Annotated in this window: 18 protein-coding genes and 1 pseudogene; 12 read left to right on the top strand and 7 right to left on the bottom strand. The window is 46.5% G+C overall.

All coding sequences use genetic code 11. From position 1 onward, the window contains the following. Window positions 1–64 precede the first annotated feature (64 nt). The 4 genes from tal (at window position 65) to tolA (ending at window position 3,125) form a co-directional block, all read left to right on the top strand. The gene (tal, locus tag Q1A40_RS20055; RefSeq protein WP_300004402.1) at window positions 65–1,015 is read left to right on the top strand and encodes a transaldolase; all 951 of its coding nucleotides are present in this window, start codon (window positions 65–67) and stop codon (window positions 1,013–1,015) included. Between the two features lie 248 nt (window positions 1,016–1,263). Continuing rightward, a complete protein-coding gene (locus Q1A40_RS20050; protein ID WP_300004399.1) occupies window positions 1,264–2,118 on the top strand; it encodes a helix-turn-helix transcriptional regulator in 855 nt (284 codons plus the stop codon). Beyond that, window positions 2,118–2,504, top strand: a complete 387-nt coding sequence (locus tag Q1A40_RS20045; protein WP_300004495.1) for a PTS fructose transporter subunit IIB — start codon at window positions 2,118–2,120, stop codon at window positions 2,502–2,504. Before Q1A40_RS20050 ends, Q1A40_RS20045 begins: the two co-directional genes overlap by 1 nt. Window positions 2,505–2,762: 258 nt before the next feature. Then, window positions 2,763–3,125, top strand: a complete 363-nt coding sequence (gene tolA, locus Q1A40_RS20040; protein ID WP_300004396.1) for a cell envelope integrity protein TolA — start codon at window positions 2,763–2,765, stop codon at window positions 3,123–3,125. 45 nt (window positions 3,126–3,170) lie between these two features. On the opposite strand, the gene Q1A40_RS20035 is transcribed toward tolA, so the two are convergent. Further along, the gene (locus Q1A40_RS20035) at window positions 3,171–4,220 is read right to left on the bottom strand and encodes an ATP-binding protein (protein ID WP_300004393.1); all 1,050 of its coding nucleotides are present in this window, start codon (window positions 4,218–4,220) and stop codon (window positions 3,171–3,173) included. 4 nt (window positions 4,221–4,224) lie between these two features. Further along, window positions 4,225–4,920: a response regulator gene (locus Q1A40_RS20030; protein ID WP_300004390.1), complete on the bottom strand. Its 696-nt coding sequence runs from the start codon at window positions 4,918–4,920 to the stop codon at window positions 4,225–4,227. 134 nt (window positions 4,921–5,054) lie between these two features. On the opposite strand from Q1A40_RS20030, the gene Q1A40_RS20025 reads away from it, so the two are divergent. From Q1A40_RS20025 to Q1A40_RS20015, 3 genes are read left to right on the top strand one after another with little or no spacing between them, the layout of a single operon-like run. Then, window positions 5,055–6,182, top strand: coding sequence for an efflux RND transporter periplasmic adaptor subunit (locus tag Q1A40_RS20025; RefSeq protein ID WP_300004388.1), 1,128 nt, complete (start codon window positions 5,055–5,057; stop codon window positions 6,180–6,182). A 29-nt stretch (window positions 6,183–6,211) separates the two neighbouring features. Next, entirely contained in the window at window positions 6,212–9,313 is a 3,102-nt protein-coding gene (locus Q1A40_RS20020) for an efflux RND transporter permease subunit (RefSeq protein WP_300004385.1), read from the top strand. A 48-nt stretch (window positions 9,314–9,361) separates the two neighbouring features. Further along, window positions 9,362–9,727, top strand: a complete 366-nt coding sequence (locus tag Q1A40_RS20015) for a helix-turn-helix transcriptional regulator (RefSeq protein WP_300004382.1) — start codon at window positions 9,362–9,364, stop codon at window positions 9,725–9,727. 46 nt (window positions 9,728–9,773) lie between these two features. On the opposite strand, the gene adeD is transcribed toward Q1A40_RS20015, so the two are convergent. Further along, window positions 9,774–11,540, bottom strand: coding sequence for an adenine deaminase (gene adeD, locus Q1A40_RS20010; RefSeq protein ID WP_300004379.1), 1,767 nt, complete (start codon window positions 11,538–11,540; stop codon window positions 9,774–9,776). A gap of 173 nt (window positions 11,541–11,713) precedes the next feature. Here adeD and Q1A40_RS20005 point away from each other — a divergent pair. From Q1A40_RS20005 to Q1A40_RS19995, 3 genes and pseudogenes are all read left to right on the top strand, one after another. Beyond that, a pseudogene (locus Q1A40_RS20005) lies at window positions 11,714–13,047 on the top strand (NCS2 family permease). A 136-nt stretch (window positions 13,048–13,183) separates the two neighbouring features. Next, window positions 13,184–14,263, top strand: coding sequence for a YedE family putative selenium transporter (gene yedE, locus Q1A40_RS20000; RefSeq protein WP_300004376.1), 1,080 nt, complete (start codon window positions 13,184–13,186; stop codon window positions 14,261–14,263). Further along, a complete protein-coding gene (locus Q1A40_RS19995) occupies window positions 14,253–14,507 on the top strand; it encodes a putative Se/S carrier-like protein (RefSeq protein ID WP_300004373.1) in 255 nt (84 codons plus the stop codon). Before yedE ends, Q1A40_RS19995 begins: the two co-directional genes overlap by 11 nt. 120 nt (window positions 14,508–14,627) lie before the next feature. Here the strand turns inward: Q1A40_RS19995 and Q1A40_RS19990 are convergent, their stop codons facing one another. Both Q1A40_RS19990 and Q1A40_RS19985 read right to left on the bottom strand, forming a co-directional pair. Beyond that, window positions 14,628–15,398, bottom strand: coding sequence for a class I SAM-dependent methyltransferase (locus Q1A40_RS19990; RefSeq protein ID WP_300004370.1), 771 nt, complete (start codon window positions 15,396–15,398; stop codon window positions 14,628–14,630). Between the two features lie 3 nt (window positions 15,399–15,401). Then, entirely contained in the window at window positions 15,402–15,749 is a 348-nt protein-coding gene (locus Q1A40_RS19985) for a cupin domain-containing protein (RefSeq protein WP_300004367.1), read from the bottom strand. 148 nt (window positions 15,750–15,897) lie between these two features. On the opposite strand from Q1A40_RS19985, the gene Q1A40_RS19980 reads away from it, so the two are divergent. Further along, the gene (locus tag Q1A40_RS19980; RefSeq protein WP_300004364.1) at window positions 15,898–16,614 is read left to right on the top strand and encodes a Crp/Fnr family transcriptional regulator; all 717 of its coding nucleotides are present in this window, start codon (window positions 15,898–15,900) and stop codon (window positions 16,612–16,614) included. Between the two features lie 14 nt (window positions 16,615–16,628). On the opposite strand, the gene narL is transcribed toward Q1A40_RS19980, so the two are convergent. Both narL and narX read right to left on the bottom strand, forming a co-directional pair. Continuing rightward, window positions 16,629–17,279 carry a two-component system response regulator NarL gene (narL, locus tag Q1A40_RS19975; RefSeq protein ID WP_300004361.1) on the bottom strand — a complete coding sequence of 217 codons (651 nt, stop codon included), beginning with the start codon at window positions 17,277–17,279 and terminating at the stop codon, window positions 16,629–16,631. Further along, window positions 17,272–19,056 (bottom strand): nitrate/nitrite two-component system sensor histidine kinase NarX, encoded by a 1,785-nt coding sequence (narX, locus tag Q1A40_RS19970; protein ID WP_300004358.1) that lies wholly within the window; start codon window positions 19,054–19,056, stop codon window positions 17,272–17,274. The genes narL and narX overlap by 8 nt, the downstream gene beginning before the upstream one ends. 306 nt (window positions 19,057–19,362) lie before the next feature. Between narX and Q1A40_RS19965 the strand changes: the two genes are divergently transcribed. Beyond that, window positions 19,363–20,754 carry a NarK family nitrate/nitrite MFS transporter gene (locus tag Q1A40_RS19965; RefSeq protein WP_300004356.1) on the top strand — a complete coding sequence of 464 codons (1,392 nt, stop codon included), beginning with the start codon at window positions 19,363–19,365 and terminating at the stop codon, window positions 20,752–20,754. Window positions 20,755–20,808 lie beyond the last annotated feature (54 nt).

The raw sequence follows: 20,808 nt of genomic DNA, 5'->3' as shown, positions 1-20,808 counted from the left end.
ATATAATAAGGAGGGGCCCATCCTTATTATGTTCTGAAATACAAATAATCTACAGGTGTATTCAATGAATCAGCTTAAACAGTTGAAGCAGCATACTATTATTGTTGCTGACAGTGGCGATATTGACAGTATTATTAATTATCAACCCGAAGATGCGACAACTAATCCGTCACTGATATTTAAAGCGGCTCAATTACCTCAGTACCATCAATTGATACAAGATGCCGTCACGGTTGTTAAATCACAACAAAAGGATAAAACCAGACTGCTCAGTGATATCGCTGATTATCTCGCGGTTTGTATTGGTTGTCTTATTCTGAAAAGTATTCCTGGGCGTATTTCAACCGAAGTGGATGCCAGACTTTCTTTTGATACTGAAGCCAGTATTAAAAAAGCACAGGATATTATTGGGCTCTATGAACAACAAGGTGTTTCGAAGGAACGCGTGCTGATTAAACTTGCTGCCACCTGGCAGGGAATTCGGGCTGCTGAAGTCCTCGAGAAGCAAGGAATTAAGTGTAATCTGACATTATTATTCTCATTTGCTCAGGCGCGTGGCTGTGCAGATGCAGGGGTTTATTTAATTTCGCCATTTGTTGGCCGTATCTCTGACTGGTATAAGAAAAATCAGCCTGATGTCAGTTTTAGCGTTGAAAACGATCCGGGTATTGAATCAGTCTCTAAAATATACAATTTCTATAAAATGCACGGCTACAGTACTGTGGTTATGGGAGCCAGTTTCCGATCTCCAGAACAGGTATTAGCCCTGAATGGTTGCGATCGCCTGACAGTATCACCGCCAATATTGGATAAACTCAACAATAGTCAGGGAGCAATACCCTCCCCGCTTCACTACAGCGGTGAAATCCATGCTAAACCGGTCGCGATTTCTGAAGCGGAATTTTATTGGGCACATAACCAAGATGCCATGGCGGTCGAGAAACTTGCTGAAGGTATTCGTCTGTTTGCCGTCGATCAGAATAACCTTGAGGCATTACTCAGTCAGTATCTCTGAGTGTATACCCGCCATAATTCAAGCTACAGATGGGTTCGCTTGCCGTGCTACGAGATTCATAAATACGTCTCGTCCAGGTGGGCTAACGTAAAGCGTTGTTCAAAACGTTAACGTTTTGTCCTGCGACTCGAATTATTTTGGGTACAGATGAGGAAGATATGGGCGGGAAATGTAGAGGCAGAAACATTGTTATATGTCTTCAGCATTGCTACGATCCTGTCCTTTAACAACGGGTTTACAGGCTACCTATGAGCGTATTTATACAATCGATACTCAGTGAGTTCAGTAGTCTGTCCACCAATACAGGAACAATTTTGGTCGCGAGCGGAAATGCTCAGGCTCCGGCGATGGCCTATCATCTGCCTGTTCCACGGATTGAGCTGACCGTTAAAGGAACACTTAGCATGCTTATCCCCAAAGGGGTCGATAAAATCGTTAAGTATGAACGTCCTGTCGGCACTATCACGTATATACCGGCTAAGGGATGGAACTCTCCATTGTGGGATGAACCGGTTATCTGTATGTCGATTGTATTCTGGAAGCAGGATATCGGATTCAGTATCAGTAACTGGGATGGGACTCAGTTTACTGAAGTTGAAAAATTCAATTTAGAAAATACCAGCAGTACGATACGCGATAAGCTAATTGAAATAGCGGAGTCTCTGGCCTGGGGGCAAAACAAAACCACCGGGACTTTCTCCCATATTATTTATGCGCTGATTAACGATATCTTATACCAGCTAACTGAAGGCATGCATAAGCCACAGAGTTCAGTCTTTTTAATCGATGAGATTAAGCGGTATATCGACACCCATTTTCATGATGATATCAGTCGTGAAAGCGTTGCTGAGATTTTTAATATTTCACCGGGCTATTTATCCCGACTTTTTTCTAAAGATTCAGATATTAAGTTTAATGAGTACCTGAAGCATGCGCGGATCTCACGCTCGCGAACGCTACTCATCAACACGAATTTAAAAATTAATGAAGTCTCTGGGAAATGCGGTTTTACCGATACTAACTATTTTTGTAAGGTTTTCCGAGAAATAAACGACTGTACGCCACTTGAGTATCGTCGTAAAAATAAGGGAGCTAGTGTGTGATGACGCGTTCAGGCAAAGAAGGTCTTATACTCGGTGGCAGTGACAGAAAACTGCATTTCGTCGCGGTAACAGCCTGTGCAACGGGTGTTGCGCATACTTATATGGCGGCAGAACAGCTTGAAAAATTAGCAAAAGAGTATAGTTTTTCTATAAAAATTGAGACTCAGGGGGTTCTGGGCATCAAAAATAAAATCACCCATAAAGATATAGAAGAGTGCGACTTGGTGATTATTGCATCGGACATCATGATTGATTCTCCCCTGCGCTTTGAAGGATTCAGAGTGATTAATGTTAAAATCAGTTCGTTATTGATTAACCCCTCAGAAGTTATGGCGCAAATAAAGCGGATCATTAATCAGCCTAAGGGTAAGGTTGTTGATATTTAGTGATTCTCTGTTTGCCTGTCATTATCTGTCTTTCAATTGAAAGGCGGTTTATCTTTTCATGTCAGGACTGATGCTGCCCCGAAGTTGATATCATTTGCATGCCTGAACACTCTGCTGTAACTCACCGGCCCGCTATATGTTTCACAATATTCAGATTCAGCGCTGAACCTTCCGTTTTCTGTCAATACAGATTCACTGTATGATAAAAACATCACCATTTTTCCGGCTGAAACACTGACTAAATAACAAGGAATAATCATGAAAAGCATCGCCATAGCGATCCTGATATCTTGTTCTTTGAGTGCCTGTGCAAATAAATCACCGACAATAAAAGTTGCCAAGAATTCATCTATCAATAAACAGTTGAATTCTCAAGCTGCCGAGATAAAACAAGCAATAGAGAAGAAGTTCTACAATATCTCCTCATTTTCTGGCAAAAGCTGTACTCTGCGCCTCCAGTTTGCGCCAGATGCCTCATTGCTCTCGGTAAAATCGGAAGGGGGCGATCCTGAGCTATGTCATGCTGCTCTTGAGGCTGCCAGCCAGGCAAAATATCCACCATTTATTAACGATAAGATGTACAACATCTTCAAAAATGCAGCGCTCGACTTCAAGCTATAGCAAACCTGAAAAAGCACAGATAACCTCTGTGCAATCAACGCTGATTCAGTTGGTTTCTGCAGGCAAGCGCAACTCAATACAACAGCCTCCCAGGATACTTTGCTTACAACAGACCTTCCCACCATGTGCCCGGCCAATAGCACTCACCACCGCCAGTCCAAGCCCTGACCCATCCGTTTTCTCTGAACGGACACTCAGAGTACGATAAAAAGCGTCGAAAATAGTCGCACTTTCCTCTGAAGGAATACCGGGGCCTTCATCTTCAACCGTGATACGGATGTCGCCCGCTATCATATGGCAGGTCACCAGGATTTTACCGGGAACGGAATATTTAATGGCGTTACTCAATAATGCCGACAGGACCTGCCCGATACGCATTTTATCGACAAAACCCGCCATTTCCTCAGCTTCAATAACCAGTTTCAAACCTTTATTTTCAAGCTCATTGCGAAACAGTTCTGCGCTATTAATAATGAGTTTATCCATCTGTACCGTTTCACGATAAAGATAAAGTTGCCCACTATCGGAGAGACTTAACACTCTTAAATCATCGATAAGTCTTGATAACCCTTCGGTCTGGTTCAGCAAAATCGCAAACTGCCTGTCATCCTTCTCAAACACACCATCCCTGATCCCCTGAATTCGGCCTTGTAATACCGTGACCGGCGTCCTCAGTTCATGAGCAATAGCCGCATTCCATTTTTTCATCTCACTGGACATCACTTCCAGCTTATCTGCCATCGTATTGAAATCATCGATAAGTAATGCTGTTTCCCTGATTTCACGCGTACTATGCCTTGCTCTTTCACTCAGCTGTCCTTCCGCTATTTTACGCGCGCTTTCTGCCACCGTATTCAAGGGAGTTATCACTTTCTGGGCAAAAGACCATGCGAAACCAAGTGCCGTTACTGAAGATAATAAACAAGAAATTATCGTCAGCGCCCAGTCGTGAGAGGCGGGGATCCAGTCATATTCAGGAAAATTATCCGCGAAAATGGTGAAATAGATACTGTACACCACTGACAGCAGTATCAGCGTACTGACTGCCACTTTAGATGTCAGGATAAATAGCTGATAGCGAATTCCTGTTTTCATCTTCTTAATCCCCCAGCCGATAGCCAAAGCCACGAATACTTTCCGGTACCGATGCCAGCCCCGCCTGCTCAATTTTCTTTCTCAGTTTGCTGATATGGCTGTCAACAGTACGTTCACTGGCATCACCTTCTGGCAGGCAGTAATCGAGGATTTCCTGACGTGAAAATACCCTTTTTGGATAACGAATAAGATGCAGCAAAATCTTGAACTCGGTTGACGTAAGCTGGCTGCCAATATCGGTATGGCCAGGTTTGATAATCACAGAGTGATGAGTGACGTTCAGACTGATATGACGCGTACTGAATGAAAGCTGAGTGCTGTCCGACTGATGGTACGACATGCGCCTTAAAATCACGTGAATTCTGGCTATCACTTCTGCCGGATTAAAAGGCTTAACCAGGTAATCATCGGCTCCCGTTCGTAATGCCTGAATCTTGTCGATATCAGCATCCAGCGCAGTAAGCATCATCACCGGCACATCATTATTGCGCCTGATTTCACTGAGCACCTGCCAGCCATCGACATAGGGCATGCGAATATCAAGGATCACAAATGAAGGTGATTCAGATAACACCAGGGAAATAGCCTCCCGCCCGTCTTTTGCCCGAATAACGGTAAACCCTTCTTTTAGCAAATATGCGGTGAGAATTTCTGCAATCTCATTTTCATCTTCCGCGAGCAGAACTTTGATGTTTTTCAATTTTGCTCCTTGTATTCGCTCATATTTATCATGCTCCACATAATCTCCACACAGTCTACGCGCAATGTAAACATATGAATTATATAATTATTCTAACACGTGATATCTATTTTAAATATCAGGAAGTCACTAGAATGATGTTAAAACAAACAGCAAAAATAACAGTGTTATCCCTTATCTGGCTGTTATCTGCCTGCGATTCGGCTTCTGAAGCCACCGCTCAAACAGAAGAAATACCGGCAATGGTTGATGTGGCAACACTCGCCGTAGAGCCGGTATTCCAGGAACACATTTTTCCGGGCCGGGTTGCCGCTTTTCGAATTGCCCAAATTCGTCCTCAGGTCAGCGGAATTATCACTGAAATGAAGTTTAATCAGGGAAGTGAATTAACGCCGGGTCAGGTGTTATTCCAGATTGATCCCGCTCCCTTTAAGGCTGAAGTTAATAGCGCTGCCGCCTCGCTACAAAAAGCCGAAGCCAGTTACCGACAATTACAGGCCAAGCTCAGTCGCCTTGCAAAAATAAGGCATTCTGGCGCGGTCAGCGATCAAGATTATGAGGAAGCCCTTTCTGGCGCTGAACAGGCAAAAGCCAGCGTCTCGGAAGCACGGGCTGTACTGGAACGTAAACAGCTGGATCTCTCCTACTCAACGGTGAAGTCCTCTATTGGCGGACGCGTTGATCAAAACTTTATTACTGAAGGCGCGCTGGTCAGTGCCAGTGACAGCCAGGCGCTGGCTACCGTTCAGCAGATAGACAAGGTTTATGTCGATGTTCGCCAGCCAGCTTCCCAGATAAATATGCTGCAAACAACTGCAGGCACATTGGCCGGTGGTGAAAATACAGCCTCCGCAGTCATTATCGCGGCTGACGGAACCCCCTATAACAATCAGGCACAAATCTTGTTCACAGGCGTCACTGTGGATGCCAGTACCGGAGATGTGGTGATGCGTTTGCAGGTTGATAATTCGGCACGAACCTTACTGCCTGGTATGTATGTACAGGCCAAAATTTCACGCCTGCTGGTACAAAATGGCTTAGTGGTTCCTCGTGAAGCCGTGATACGCGAAGGCGATAAAACTTACGTCTGGCTCAATGATAAGGGCAGGGCTAAAGCGGTCAAGGTTGAGACAGGTGAAGCTATCGGACCTAATTTTTGGATTAAAAACGGCCTTAAAGCCGGTGACCAGTTAGTGATTAAAGGGATGAGCAGGCTACAGGAGGGTGCATCTCTGCACCTTGTACAAGACGCGCAACCATAATCTCACCCTCACTTTATCCAGGATATTTTATGCCGCAGTTTTTTATTAATCGCCCGGTCTTTGCCTGGGTTATTGCTATCTTTATCGTGCTGTTTGGGATCCTCGCCATTCCCAAACTCCCCGTTGCCCGCTATCCGTCAGTGGCTCCACCAAGTGTCAGTATCTATGCCAGTTATCCGGGATCAACTCCGGAAATGATGAACAATAACGTCGTCGCCTTAATCGAACGTGAACTCTCTTCGGTTAAAAACCTGCTCTATTTTGAGTCAAGCAGTGATACCTCCGGACAGGCGACCATTAGCGTCACCTTTAAGCCGGGAACCGATCCCGAGCTCGCTCAAGTGGATGTGCAAAATCGGCTTAAAATCGTCGAGCCCAGACTTCCTCAGGTCGTACGTCAAAATGGCCTTAATGTTGAAGCCTCCTCCTCAGGGTTCCTGATGGTTATTGGATTATCTTCAAAACAGCAGGATATGTCGGACAGCGATTTAAGCGATTATTTTTCCCGTAATATGATGGAAGAGTTACGCCGGGTAGAGGGTGTCGGTCGCGTCCAGCTTTTTGGTGCTGAAAAAGCCATGCGTGTGTGGGTCGATCCGGTAAAACTCAATCAGTACAGTCTGACGGTTAATGATATCAGCCAGGCGATAGCTGCCGAGAACACGCAAATATCACCGGGACGAACCGGCGACTCTCCAGCCATAAAGGGACAGCAGGTGACATATCCTTTGCTGGTTCGTGGCCAGCTGAGTTCGCCTGAAGAGTTTGCTCATATCACCTTGAGAGCAAATCGGGATGGCTCTCGGGTGGTGCTTTCTGATGTCGCCCGTGTGGAATTAGGACAGCAAAGTTATGGTTTTTCAACCCGCGAAAATGGGCGCATTTCAACCGGTGCCGCAATTCAGCTTGCTCCGGGGGCCAATGCAGTAAGAACTGCAGAACAGCTAAAATTACGCCTTGAAGACTTAGGCAAAGCGATGCCAAAAGGAATGGAATACACCATTCCGTTTGATACCACGCCATTTATCAAAGTCTCAATTGAGAAAGTGATACACACCTTTATTGAAGCCATGGTACTGGTGTTCCTGGTGATGTATCTGTTTTTGCAGAATGTCAGATATACCTTTATCCCTGCGATTGTTGCCCCTATTGCACTCCTGGGGACGTTCACCGTTATGTTGATGTCCGGCTTTTCCATTAACGTTCTGACTATGTTCGGTATGGTGCTGGCTATCGGGATCATTGTCGATGATGCCATCGTTGTGGTGGAAAACGTCGAACGCATTATGGTTGAAGAAGGCCTGGGGCCGAAAGAAGCCACGCAGAAAGCGATGAAAGAGATAACAGGTGCAGTTATTGGTATCACGCTAGTTCTTAGCGCGGTATTTATCCCTATGGCACTGGCAAGTGGCTCGGTCGGCGCTATTTATCGTCAGTTCACAATGTCGATGGCGGTTTCAATTCTGTTCTCCGCTTTTCTGGCTCTTAGCCTGACACCTGCACTGTGCGCCACGCTATTGAAACCAATTGATAAAAATCATCATCAGAAGAGAGGTTTTTTCGGCTGGTTTAACCGCAAGTTCTCCGTCATGACCAACCGCTATGAAAAGGGCGTAGCACGCATGCTAAAACGAGCCGGAAGCTCACTGGCGGTCTATGCAGCACTCTGCCTGCTGCTGTTTTTCACCATGAAAAGTATTCCAGGCGCCTTCCTGCCGGAAGAAGATCAAGGTTACTTCCTGACGTCGATTCAGTTACCTGCTGATGCCACATCAGAGCGCACTTTAAATGTCGTAAAAGAGTTTGAAGATACGGTCCTGGGTAGTGAAGGTATCGCGGCAAATTTATCTATTATGGGATTTAGTTTCTCAGGTTCCGGACCAAACTCGGCGATGGCTTTTACCACGCTAAAAGACTGGGATCAGCGTCAAGGCGCAACGGCTGCATCAGAAGCGGATCGTGTCATGAAGGTGTTATATGGCCATCCTGAGGCTGAAATCTATAGCCTGACACCACCAGCAATTGATGAGCTGGGCAACTCTTCCGGTTTTGCTATGCGTCTGGAAGATCGCGCGGGTAAAGGTTACGAAGCGCTTAAAGAGGCAAACAAGACATTACTTGAGCTGGCAGCGAGTAGTCCGGTCGTTCAGGGCGTCTACGTTGATGGCTTGCCTGATGGACAGGTGATTAATCTGCAGATTGACCGTCAGAAAGCATTCGCACTTGGCGTAGCATTTGATGAAATCAGCCAGACATTATCAGGGGCTGTCGGTTCACTGTATGTGAATGATTTCCCGAATGCCGACCGGATGCAACAGGTTATCGTCCAGGCAGATGCGCCATTCCGCATGCAGCCGGAAGATATTCTCAAACTCTATGTACGCAATAGCACCGGGGGCATGGTTCCGCTATCCGAGTTTGTCCAGGCAAAATGGGAACAGTCACCGTTGCAGTTGGTGCGTTATCAAGGCTATCAGGCTATAAAAATCACTGGTAATGCGGCTCCCGGTTACTCAAGTGGCGATGCCATAAAAGAGATGGAGCGTCTGGCTGAACAACTGCCGGAAGGCTTCGCTATTGAGTGGACGGGTCTGTCATTACAGGAGCAGCAGTCAGCCTCAGAAGCTCCGATGCTGATGGTGCTTTCAATGCTGGTGGTATTTTTGGTGCTGGCTGCGCTGTATGAAAGCTGGACCGTTCCACTCTCAGTCATGCTGGTAGTTCCTCTGGGACTATTAGGCGCAGTGCTGGCAATCATGATGCGCGAGTTACCGAACGATGTCTTCTTTAAAGTCGGCATGATTACCATCATTGGTCTGTCGGCAAAGAACGCCATCCTGATAGTCGAGTTCGCCAGACAAATGCATAAAAGTGGAAAAGGCCTGCTTGAGTCCACATTGCAGGCTGCGCGTATGCGTCTGCGTCCGATACTGATGACTTCTCTGGCCTTTACCCTTGGGGTTGTTCCTCTGGTGATTGCCAGCGGGGCCAGCGCAGAGACACAGCATGCTATCGGTACCGGGGTATTTGGCGGCATGGTAAGCGGCACTGTCCTGGCGATTTTCTTTGTCCCTGTTTTCTACTTCTCTGTCATGAAGGGAGTAGAAAAATTTACCCGCAGAAAAGCGTAATTTTATGACGGGCATATCACAAGGTATGCCCGTCATAGTGGGGAACCTATGGCATCAGTACATGATTTTCATCAGAATATTGTTGATGAACTGTTCCTGTGGATTGCTCAACAACCGGACAAACCTATCAGTATCAGTCTGGTTGCCGAGCGGGCGGGTTTTTCACGCTGGCACTTCCAGAGAATGTTTAAAAAGCATACGGGTATGACACTCGGTAGGTATATTAAAAATATCCGTCTGGATCAGGCGATTGTTGAATTAATTACAGGAGATGATCCGATCATTTTTATTGCACTTCAGTATGGATACGAATCCCAGCAAACTTTTACCCGGGCGATAAAAAGTTATACGGGGATGAATCCGGGAGAAATCAGACGATTATCCGATGAGCAAAAAATGAGTTTATTGAAATAGCAAAAATACCTCTTGTTGCTAAATGCCAGAATAAAAAATGTCCTTGTTAGTCCCTGACCTCCAGTGAGGTAAAACCAAATTTCTCGCCATCGAATAACCCCTGACTGGTGAGTTTCAGCGCGGGGATAACCGGCAGAGAGAGGAATGCCATCTGGATAAAGGGTTCATCCGGTATCGGGCCACATTGCCGCGCGGCGGCTTTTAAGGCATCAATCTGTTCAGCCAGTAATTCTGCTGTCTCGGTACTCATCAGCCCGGCAATCGGTAATGCTAAGTAGCTTTGCACTTGACCATCACGCACCACACACAGCCCCCCTCCGACACGAGCAACCTGATTAACTGCAATAGCCATCTCTTCAACGGTATGACCAATCACCACAACATTGTGACTATCGTGGCTGACAGTAGCCGCCAGCGCACCCTCACGTAGCCCAAAACAGCCTAACAGACCACAGGCAGGAGCAAGCTGTTGACCATAACGCTCTACTACTGCGATATAGCAGAGATCGTTGCGCTCAAAACCATTTTCGCTATAGAGGCTGGTACTGGCGCGGGTAACCAACTCATTGGGGATGACTTCAATCACACGGTAGTTTTTACCCGGGGTGAAATGAAGCCTAAAATCACTGGCCGAAACTGGCTGACGGGCAATGGTGTTGCCATATGGAGGGTCAGTGCGCGCCAGGCGTGCGGATTCATCTGCCTGCAGGCTATCAGTATCGATGGGCTCACCTTTCACCCATACTTGTTGCACAGTGACATTGCGTGCATCACTGAGCAGGACAATATCGGCCTGTTTGCCTGGTGCCAGCAACCCGAGGTGTTTCAGGCCAAAGTGGCGTGCAGCAGACCAGCTGGCAACCCGATAGGCCACATGTAACGGCACATGATGTTCTAAAATTAGCCGCCGGATCAAAGCGTCGATATGCCCTTCATGAGCAATCTCCCACGGATTACGATCGTCGGTACAGAGCATACACTGTGGGCTATTAAACTCATTAATCAGCGGTGCCAGCGCATTAAGATTGCGGGCGGCGGAGCCTTCGCGGATCATCAGCGCCATACCACGCTGCAATTTACTGCGCCCTTCTTCGAGCTGATAGCTCTCGTGACAGTTCTCAACTCCGGCAGCAATGTAGGCATTTAGCGCTTTTCCATTCAGCCCCGGACAGTGGCCATCAAGTGTCAGATGACCAAATACATCCAGCTTATCCAGTAGCGCATCTTTCCCGGCAATCACTCCAGGGTAGTCCATCATCTCCGCCAGCCCGGTTATCAGCGGATGATCCCGCCACTGGCACATCTGTTCAAGGCTAAAGGTGGCACCATTGATATCGCAACCCTCCAGGGCTGGAACGCAGGAGCTTACCTGTAGATATTGGTTTTGCCGTGACTGCTCAGCACAGCGAACAAACCAGGCAAACCCTGCTTCCCCCATAACATTGACTATCTCATGGGGATCGCAAATAACAGTAGTCAGGCCACGTGGCAGTGTTGCTGTTTCAAAAGTTACCGGCGTCATCATGCTGGACTCTATGTGCAGATGAGCGTCGATAAAGCCTGGTACTGCCATTGCGCCACGAGCATCAATATGCTGCAGTGCTGGAGTATCAGCATACTCCGGGCCGATACCCGCGATATTCTGGCCTTTAATCACAATCGGGCCGTCTATCTCTGTACCGTTTATCAAATCCATGACGATGACATTATCAATAATATAATCAGCAGTCGCTTCACCACGCGCAACAGCCAATAATTCTTGTTGTTGTTTTCGGCTAATTTGGTGAAATTTATCGTTTATATAATTATTCATATATTTCTCATTTTGATTTTATCATTTTGATTTTATCTCGCAGCCTTAAAATAGACTGGAATTATTTATACTTTATCGCCTAATACATTATTGAAATGTGATAATTATCACTGCATCAAGGATGAAATTTGCTTTAAAAGGATAGTAGATATATTTCATCAATGGAAATAGCCATGAATAATGAGAAAGGTGATAGCCAGAAAAATGTCTCAGGAGCCTTGGGGAAATTATTTAAACTTCAGCAACATGATACTACCGTACGGACGGAAATAATTGCTGGAATGACGACATTTTTAACGATGGTATACATCGTTTTCGTTAATCCACAAATATTGGGTGCAGCACATATGGATCCCGCTATTGTGTTTGTCACCACCTGCCTGATTGCCGGAGCAGGCAGTATTGCGATGGGGCTGGTTGCCAACCTGCCAGTGGCGCTGGCGCCAGCAATGGGCTTGAACGCTTTTTTCGCCTTTGTAATTGTCGGTGCTATGGGCATCACCTGGCAAATCGGCATGGGGGCTATTTTCTGGGGGGCGGTCGGACTATTTTTACTTACACTGTTTCGCATTCGCTACTGGATGATTGCTAATATTCCGCTGAGTTTACGAATTGGTATTACTAGCGGTATCGGATTATTCATTGCACTGATGGGATTAAAAAATACCGGTGTGATTATCGCTAATAAAGATACTCTGGTAATGATTGGTGATCTAAGTTCGCACGGTGTATTACTGGGTATTTTAGGCTTCTTTATTATAACGGTACTCTCATCACGTAACTTTCATGCCGCTGTTCTAGTCTCCATTGTGGTGACCTCCTGCTGCGGATTATTTTTTGGCGATGTTCACTACAGTGGTATTTATTCTCTGCCACCCAGTATTAGTGTGTAATCGGCGAAGTCGATTTAAGCGGCGCACTCTCTCTGGAATTGGCCGGTATTATTTTCTCATTTATGCTAATCAACTTATTTGACTCTTCGGGAACACTAATAGGCGTGACGGATAAAGCCGGGTTAATCGATGAGAAAGGTAAATTTCCTAATATGAATAAGGCACTGTATGTCGATAGCCTGAGTTCAGTTGTCGGGGCATTTATCGGCACTTCCTCGGTTACTGCCTATATTGAGAGTACCTCAGGTGTAGCAGTCGGGGGGCGTACAGGTCTGACAGCCATAGTGGTGGGAATACTGTTTCTGCTTGTCATGTTCTTTTCACCTTTAGTGGCAATGGTTCCGGCATATGCGACGGCGGGAGCACTAATTTTTGTCGGTGTGCTGATGACATCAAGTCTCGCGCGCGTCAACTGGGATGATTTCACCGAGTCGGTTCCGGCCTTCGTGACCACAGTAATGATGCCCTTTACCTTCTCCATCACCGAAGGCATTGCGCTTGGTTTTATGTCTTATTGCATTATGAAAATTTTTACCGGACGCTGGCGTGAACTGAACCTGTGCGTGTTGCTAGTGGCGCTACTCTTCGCGCTGAAAATCATTCTGGTGGATTAACTAAAATCATATTGAATGAGTTTTTCCCAAGTTTTTGTTCGCGGTAAAGCATATTATTTTCTACTGTTGTAAGTTGATGTTGGACTTAATAGGTTCTATTAGTCAGGAGATAACATCTCCATAACGGAGTGATCTAATGTCAGCAACAAAAATAACTATCATTATTTCCGGTATAATTATAGGAATCAGTGCACTACTCCTTGGAATATACGGAAACCCGCCAAACATGGGGATTTGTGTCGCCTGTTTCCTCCGGGACAGCACAGGTAGTATGGGATTACATAACACTGAAACAGTTCAATATCTTCGCCCTGAAATATTCGGTTTTATTCTCGGTTCATTCGGCGCAGCCGTTATTTTTAAAGAATTCCAGTCCAAAGCTGGCTCCGCACCAGTGATCCACTTTACGCTTGGATTTCTAATGATGGTGGGTTGTCTGGTCTTTTTAGGCTGCCCGTTGAGGATGATCCTGCGGATTGGCGCCGGTGATTTAAATGCGGTTGTCGGGTTGTTTGGTCTGGTTGCAGGTATCGGTATTGGCAGTCTATTTATTAAAAAAGGCTTTTCACTACCGAGAAACCACCAACAATCTATGGTGGAAGGGTTAATCTTACCGGCTGTATGCCTGGTATTATTTGTGCTGTTTATTATCGATAATTCAATTTTTAAATCCAGCATCAAAGGTCCGGGAGCCTCACATGCTCCTGTCTGGATGGCAATGACTGCTGGCCTTATTACCGGTATAATTATACAGCGCACCCGTTTCTGTTTTATCGGTATGGCAAAAAACATTTTTCTGTTCCGTAATTATACCATGGCAATCGGTGTTCTCGCTCTGCTGCTTGTGGTTATTGCCGGGAATATCTTCACCGGTAAAATGAATATTGGATTTGATAATCAACCAATTGCGCATAATGACGGACTGTGGAATTTTCTGTCTATGTCACTGGTCGGATTATGCGGCGTATTTATAACTGGTTGCCCGTTGCGGCAGTTAGCTAATGCCGGACAGGGAAATACCGACGCCGCTGTCAGTGTACTGGGCATGATAACCGGAGCAGCATTTGCCCATAATTTTTCCTTTGCCTCAAGTCCTGCCGGTATAACTGAAAACGGCAAATCGATTATTATTATCGGTCTCGTACTGACTGTTATTATCGGTACTATTTATACCCGACTGGCCAATAAAAAATCCGGAACTGAAAATGACACATAACTACCTGTTTCTATTTCATGTGCCTTACGGAGTGAAAAAACTGAAAAACCGCTTACAGGAAAATTCAGTGGCATTATCTATAATCGATGCACCACGCAAAATAACCACAGAATGTGAGATAGCCCTGTCCGCACAGTTTTCAGCTGAAAATGATTATCTGGACTACACCGATGAAAATATCCGTGAAGTCTGGAGGGTGAACGGATTAGCTTACCAGCGAGTATGGAAAGACAAGTTAGTGTGACGATTTCCAAGAGTGCAGACGCCCTGAATATCAGCGCCTCTACTCTTTCCGATGGATGAATGGGGGCGATTACCGTCCCCATAAACAAGTGAGGCTAAGTATTTTTCGCTATATCATTGCTTATTTGGTACTGACCACTGCAATATATCTCAACCGATTACGGTTCTGTCGAAAATGGCGAAACATCTTTAAAAACTGCGGGCGATTTTCGGCTTTAAGCGCGTTACGGATAATTTTCAGCGTTCCGAATACTCCTTCATCATATAACATGCCTTTTGGTGTCATCAGAGTCATCATTCCTTCTGAATAGCTGACGTCATGAAAACCCGCACCGCGGAACAATGTCAGCCAGGCATCAGTCAGCATCGGCTGGGCCTTCACCTGGATAGCCGCCTGCATTTTCTGGGCGACATTATCCTCCTCTCGCGGAACTGTCAGAGAAATATCATGGGTCAGCAGACGCCCGCCCGGTTTCAGTACCCGGAGATATTCCTGCAATAAACGCGCTTTGGCTTTATCAGCGTACATCGTCAGCATCGCTTCATTGATTACTACATCAAAATGATTATCCGGAAATGGTAGCTTTGAGGCATCCGCTTCCTGCACGGTAATCAGATTAGACAGTCCACTGCTAAGAATATTGGCGCGGGCCTTAGTCAGCGCCTGCTTATCCATATCAATCCCGGTAATATGGCACTGGAAACGCTGAGCAATTTCAATTGCAGTGGTACCCATATTACAGGCAATTTCTAAGACCTGACTGTCAGCGTGTAAACCACTGCGTGATAGCAGCCATTCGGTGGCTATGCGCCCCCCAGGACGTAAACGTTTTTTCCCCAGGCGAGCTAAAAATTTGTGTCCGGCTTCATGACCTGTATTTGCGCTGTCCATGATTTAATCCTGTTTTTTCTCTGGTTCACGTAACATCACCAGCAGCATTTTGGCTTGCTCAGGCGCATCAACAGCATGGGGAATATTGGCAGGCATACGTACAATATCCCCCGGTTTTGTCAGTACGGGCTTACCGGCAATCGTCAGGATTAGTGAACCTTCTGGTACCATGACAATCGCATCAAATGGCGCGCTATGCTCAGACAGTGACTGGCCTTTATCAAAGGCAAACAGGGTAATATTACCGCCACCGTTTCTGGCAAGAACGCGGCTGGCAATCCCCTGCTCGGTATAATTCACCAGGCCTGTAATTGTCAGAGCTTCTGCAGGTGTAATCGTATTGGTCGTCATATTCGATATCCTTAAATTTTATAGGTCAATACCGGGCCTGGTCATATAGCCTCAGCGCCTGTACTTAATACAAAAGGATGAGGTACATTACTTAATGCGAGTGGTTATTATTTGCGTTACATTCTGGCCGCACTGAGAGGAAAGACCTATGACATTTGTCACAAAGCCCCTTCCCCCCGAACAATCCCTGGAAATTCTCAGATCCTGCCCACTCTTTAAAGCAGCAAAAGAGGACGATTTAGCTGTGCTTCTCAAGACCTGCAGCTATCGTGAGTTTGCGGCAGAGACGCTGATTAGCCGTGAAGGTGAGGAGGTAAAAGTCTGCCCGCTAATCATTACCGGACAGATTGACGTGTTACGTCATACCTGGTCGGGTGAAGAAAAAGTCTTTGGGATGTTTACTCCGGGAGATTTGGTGGCTATTGCTGCAGTGTTTATGCCCCATAATCGCTTTCCGATGAGCCTGCGGGCACACACAGGAGGTAGTGCACTGATGCTGGAAAAACAGGCTATTTTGTCATTGTGCCATGCCTGCCCGGCCATTATGGTTCAGCTTTTGTCTAAGTTCAGCTTGCAGCTTTACGAAAATATTAACCATATTGACTGGCTGACCTCCAGTACCGCAGAGCAGCGTCTGGCCGCTTATTTGCTTGATCTCAAACGCCGTCAGCAATCCGATGACATCATGCTGCCGTTATCGCGCGGGCAGTTAGCAACAAAATTGGGTATTCGCTATGAAACGCTCAGTCGCCTGCTTTCTGGATGGCGACATAAAGCCTTGATTGACATAGATAAAGACAGGATACACATTATTGACATATCCTATCTGACAGCACTGGCAATACCTGCCCAGCGTCCGTTTTAATATCCGGGAAAACGCTAGAAAATACGTTCCTGATGCACCCACACCGCAGCTTCAACACGGGATTTGAGCTTCATCTTCTTCAGCAGATGCTTAACATGAACTTTTACCGTGCTTTCCGTAATATCCAGGCGACGCGCAATCATTTTATTAGGCAAACTCTGGGCGATAAGTTTCAGAATATCGCGCTCACGCGGGGTGAGGAGATTAACATCCCGGTCAGATGTTGCCCGGTTGGCCCGCAAACTTGCCGCCAGTACCGGGGTTAATGCTTCGCTTAAAACAATTTCCCCTGAGGCCGCTTGTTGTAATGCTTTGAGTAAATCTTCCGGTTCCATATCTTTTAACAGATAACCATCTGCACCTCTTTTCAGCGCGGTAACCACATCTTCTTCATGGTTTGACACGGTGAATACCACAATGCTGCCAGAGAGCGATTTTTCACGCAGACGATCCAACGTTTCCAGGCCATTCATACCGGGCATATTAAGATCCAGTAAAATCAAATCCGGATCCAGCTCCTCAGCAAGCATTACGCCGGTTTCCCCATTTCCCGCTTCACCGATGACCTTCAGATCAGGGGCCATACCGATCAATTGTTTAACGCCGGTGCGCAACATGGGATGATCATCAATCAGTAAAATAGTCGATGCTTCCGGATTACTCATGATTTACTCCTGTGGGTATTTCGGGATGAAAGCTGACGATGATTTGGGTACCACCACCCGGACGTGTGCTCACCTGATAGTCACCTTTCAAGCTTTGCGCGCGGTCCCGCATAATAATCATTCCGTAATGATTTTTCCGTTCACCGTTGTCGGATATCCCCCGACCGTTATCCCATAAAGTTAATGTTATTTGGTTATTATTATAAATGACGTTAATGCCACAGGCGGTGGCACCAGCATGTTTCAGACTATTATTGAGTGCTTCCCGGGTAATTTGCACTAAGTGAATCGCTTGATGTGAAGGGACGCAGTACGGTGGGACCTGATAATCAAGACTAACCGTGAACCCGAGTTTTTCACTAAATTCCCGGCTACAGGCTTCCAGTGCCGGCCGCAAACCCGGCTCAGTCAACTGCAGCCGGAAGGTCGTCAGTAATTCCCGTAATTGCAGCCATGAGGTATTCAGTTCATTACGCATCTGCCCCAACAATGTCTGCATTTCACCGGGCAGCGCCTCACTTTGCATTTGCAAACAACTGACCTGCATTTTCAGACAAGAAAGGGATTGTGCGATAGAGTCGTGTAGCTCGCGGGCAATCGCTGAACGTTCTTCCATGACCATCAGTTGCTGTTTGCGTTCAAACTGCCGTTCAAGGGCCAGGGTAACGGTCAGCTGCTCCATCAAGGTTAAAATAAACTGTTGCTCATCATTCGTGAGCGTATAGCCTTCCGGCAGCAAAGCAAGCACCAAACCATACTGGGTATGGTTATCGGCCAGACGAAATTTTTGCACTACGCCTTCACCAACAGGTGGGGGGGCTTCACGGGGACAGAGAGTACAGCTCCGGGCCGCGCACTTACTGTCTGGTTGATAAGAATATTTTTCATAGCTCTCTTCATCTTCATATTCATAAACCCGCAGTTCGATATTTTGTAGTGGGGTTAAATGCTGTAACTCATTCAGCACTGAACACAAACGCTGGCATAACGGTGCTTGCGAATGCAGGCGTCGATTGGCCTGATAGAGAAATGACAGTATTTGATTTTTTTGCTCAAGTCCGGTGGTTTTCTCACTCACTCGCTGTTCAAGACTGGCATAACTTGCTGACAGCTCCGCGGACATACTGTTTAAGGCCACCCCTAAGCTCGCCATCTCATTACGCCCCCGGATTTTTACACGGTGGGTAAAATCCCGTTTTCCGATAGCCTTTGCTGTTAGCAGTAATTCTTGCCACGGGCGTATCAATCGCTGATATAGCCAGATAACGGTAAAAATAATCAGCAACCCCATCAACACGGCCATACCCAGTTGGAGCTGCACAATGCGCTGCAAACGTGATTCGGTCATACGATCAAAATTCGTCACTAACCGATCAATCTTCCCGACATAATCAGTAATATATGGTTTAACTTGCTCAATATTTTTCGCTTGCCGCAGGGAGGGAGCTAACTCTTCACGCCAGTAACGCTGCAGTGCCTTTAGTCTGTCTTGCTGAGAGTCCTGTTCTGCTGCGACTTGCAGATCAACACTGAACGTGGTTTTTTCCATCTCCTCTAACAGGGCATTATCTTGTTCATTTAGCGGAACTGCTGCCAATAAACGATAGCTTTGCATACGCATCGATCCCGCTTTATTGATTGCGTGTGCATTCCCCTGAATCCCCTGAGCCAGCCAGCCGGAAAGACTCATGCCCGCAACCCCCAACAGCGCCAATACCAACACAATTAAGGCCAGTTGGTTGAACAGAGTGAGTGGTGTCAATAAACGTTTAAGCATGAACAAAGGATCTCCGGGGCAAGAGAAAAGCCAGTCAAATATTCTCGGACATTAGTCGGAGTATACCCATACTCCGTAAGGATTACTCACTAATTGCCAAAGGCGGTATATCAAGATACAGACTGACAGCGAATCGTTTTCAGCCATGTGAAAAAACACACTATTTTCCGTGTTTTGTATTACTCACTAAGAATGATGTCTCTTTTTCAGTTGTTAATCTGATAGGTTGTCCCTTGATTCACATCAATTTTAATTCCTGGTGAATACCTAATGTGACGAGATTTACCCACACTTTTTGAGGTGTTTATGTCTCAGTCACCCGATAGTCGCCAAAACACGGGATCTCTTATCACCGAATGGAGACCAGAAGATCCCGTATTCTGGCAAAGCAGAGGGCAAGGTATTGCCCGACGGAATTTATGGATTTCAGTACCCTGTTTATTGCTTTCGTTCTGTGTCTGGATGCTATTCAGCGCCGTTGCGGTTAATCTGAATAGGGCCGGTTTTAACTTCACCACCGATCAACTTTTTATGCTAACCGCACTCCCCTCTGTTTCCGGTGCTTTATTGCGGGTGCCCTACTCTTTTATGATCCCGATATGTGGTGGCCGTCGCTGGACGGCATTCAGCACCGGGATCCTGATGATCCCTTGTCTGTGGTTAGGCATAGCGGTACAAAACCCGGAAACGCCGTTTAGCGTGTTTATCACTATCTCGTTACTCTGTGGTTTTGCCGGGGCAAACTTTGCTTCCAGCATGGCGAATATCAGTTTCTTCTTCCCGAAAGCCAAACAAGGTGGAGCCCTGGGTATTAACGGTGGGCTGGGTAATCTGGGCGTGAGCGTGATGCAGCTGATTGCGCCGCTGGCTATCTCACTTTCTATGTTTGCGGTCTTCGGCGGAACGGGTATTGACCAGGCAGATGGCACAAAGCTATACCTTGAAAATGCGGCATGGATCTGGGTGCTACCGCTGGCAATATGTACGCTGGCGGCCTGGTTTGGTATGAACGATCTGGGAACATTTAAAGCCTCTTTAAAAGAGCAGTTACCGGTGCTTAAGCGTGCGCATTTATGGATTATGGGCGCACTCTATCTGGCAACCTTTGGTTCGTTTATTGGCTTTTCTGCCGGTTTTGCCATGCTGGCAAAAACCCAGTTTCCTGATATCAATATCCTGCATTTTGCTTTCTTTGGTCCGTTACTGGGTGCTTTAGCGCGCTCCGCTGGGGGTGCTATTTCCGACAAATTCGGCGGAATTAAAGTCTCGCTGATAAACTTTATCTTTATGGCCATTTTCAGCGCACTACTCTTCCTCACACTGCCTAATAACGGGGTTGGGGGCAGTTTTATTGCCTTCTTCGTGGTGTTCCTGATGCTGTTTTTAACCGCGGGTCTGGGGAGTGGTTCTACCTTCCAGATGATCTCAGTTATCTTCCGCAAATTAACCATGGATCGCATCAAAGCACAGGGAGGAAGTGAAGATCAGGCGCTACGTGAGGCCGCCACTGATACCGCTGCAGCGCTCGGCTTTATCTCCGCGATTGGCGCCATTGGTGGATTCTTTATTCCTAAAGCATTCGGAACCTCACTGGCATTAACCGGTTCTCCCGCAGGAGCGATGAAAATCTTCCTCGTGTTCTATGTCGTTTGTGTGGTGGTGACCTGGGCTGTTTACGGCCGTAAATCTTCAAAATAGTGCAACCGAATATCGTAATTTATGGTGCGGCTCAGGCCGCACTTTGATTGCTGA

This window comes from uncultured Cedecea sp., assembly GCF_947498825.1.
Lineage (GTDB): Bacteria > Pseudomonadota > Gammaproteobacteria > Enterobacterales > Enterobacteriaceae > JGM124.
This window is presented reverse-complemented; position numbering and strand designations above follow the sequence as displayed.

Excerpts from the sequence above, each read along its gene's own strand:
- tal (WP_300004402.1), top strand. The coding sequence starts at position 65 with ATGAATCAGCTTAAACAGTTGAAGCAGCATACTATTATTGTTGCTGAC.
- Q1A40_RS20050 (WP_300004399.1), top strand. The coding sequence starts at position 1,264 with ATGAGCGTATTTATACAATCGATACTCAGTGAGTTCAGTAGTCTGTCC.
- Q1A40_RS20045 (WP_300004495.1), top strand. The coding sequence starts at position 2,118 with ATGACGCGTTCAGGCAAAGAAGGTCTTATACTCGGTGGCAGTGACAGA.
- tolA (WP_300004396.1), top strand. The coding sequence starts at position 2,763 with ATGAAAAGCATCGCCATAGCGATCCTGATATCTTGTTCTTTGAGTGCC.
- Q1A40_RS20035 (WP_300004393.1), bottom strand. The coding sequence starts at position 4,220 with ATGAAAACAGGAATTCGCTATCAGCTATTTATCCTGACATCTAAAGTG.
- Q1A40_RS20025 (WP_300004388.1), top strand. The coding sequence starts at position 5,055 with ATGATGTTAAAACAAACAGCAAAAATAACAGTGTTATCCCTTATCTGG.
- Q1A40_RS20020 (WP_300004385.1), top strand. The coding sequence starts at position 6,212 with ATGCCGCAGTTTTTTATTAATCGCCCGGTCTTTGCCTGGGTTATTGCT.
- Q1A40_RS20015 (WP_300004382.1), top strand. The coding sequence starts at position 9,362 with ATGGCATCAGTACATGATTTTCATCAGAATATTGTTGATGAACTGTTC.
- adeD (WP_300004379.1), bottom strand. The coding sequence starts at position 11,540 with ATGAATAATTATATAAACGATAAATTTCACCAAATTAGCCGAAAACAA.
- yedE (WP_300004376.1), top strand. The coding sequence starts at position 13,184 with ATGTCAGCAACAAAAATAACTATCATTATTTCCGGTATAATTATAGGA.
- Q1A40_RS19995 (WP_300004373.1), top strand. The coding sequence starts at position 14,253 with ATGACACATAACTACCTGTTTCTATTTCATGTGCCTTACGGAGTGAAA.
- Q1A40_RS19990 (WP_300004370.1), bottom strand. The coding sequence starts at position 15,398 with ATGGACAGCGCAAATACAGGTCATGAAGCCGGACACAAATTTTTAGCT.
- Q1A40_RS19985 (WP_300004367.1), bottom strand. The coding sequence starts at position 15,749 with ATGACGACCAATACGATTACACCTGCAGAAGCTCTGACAATTACAGGC.
- Q1A40_RS19980 (WP_300004364.1), top strand. The coding sequence starts at position 15,898 with ATGACATTTGTCACAAAGCCCCTTCCCCCCGAACAATCCCTGGAAATT.
- narL (WP_300004361.1), bottom strand. The coding sequence starts at position 17,279 with ATGAGTAATCCGGAAGCATCGACTATTTTACTGATTGATGATCATCCC.
- narX (WP_300004358.1), bottom strand. The coding sequence starts at position 19,056 with ATGCTTAAACGTTTATTGACACCACTCACTCTGTTCAACCAACTGGCC.
- Q1A40_RS19965 (WP_300004356.1), top strand. The coding sequence starts at position 19,363 with ATGTCTCAGTCACCCGATAGTCGCCAAAACACGGGATCTCTTATCACC.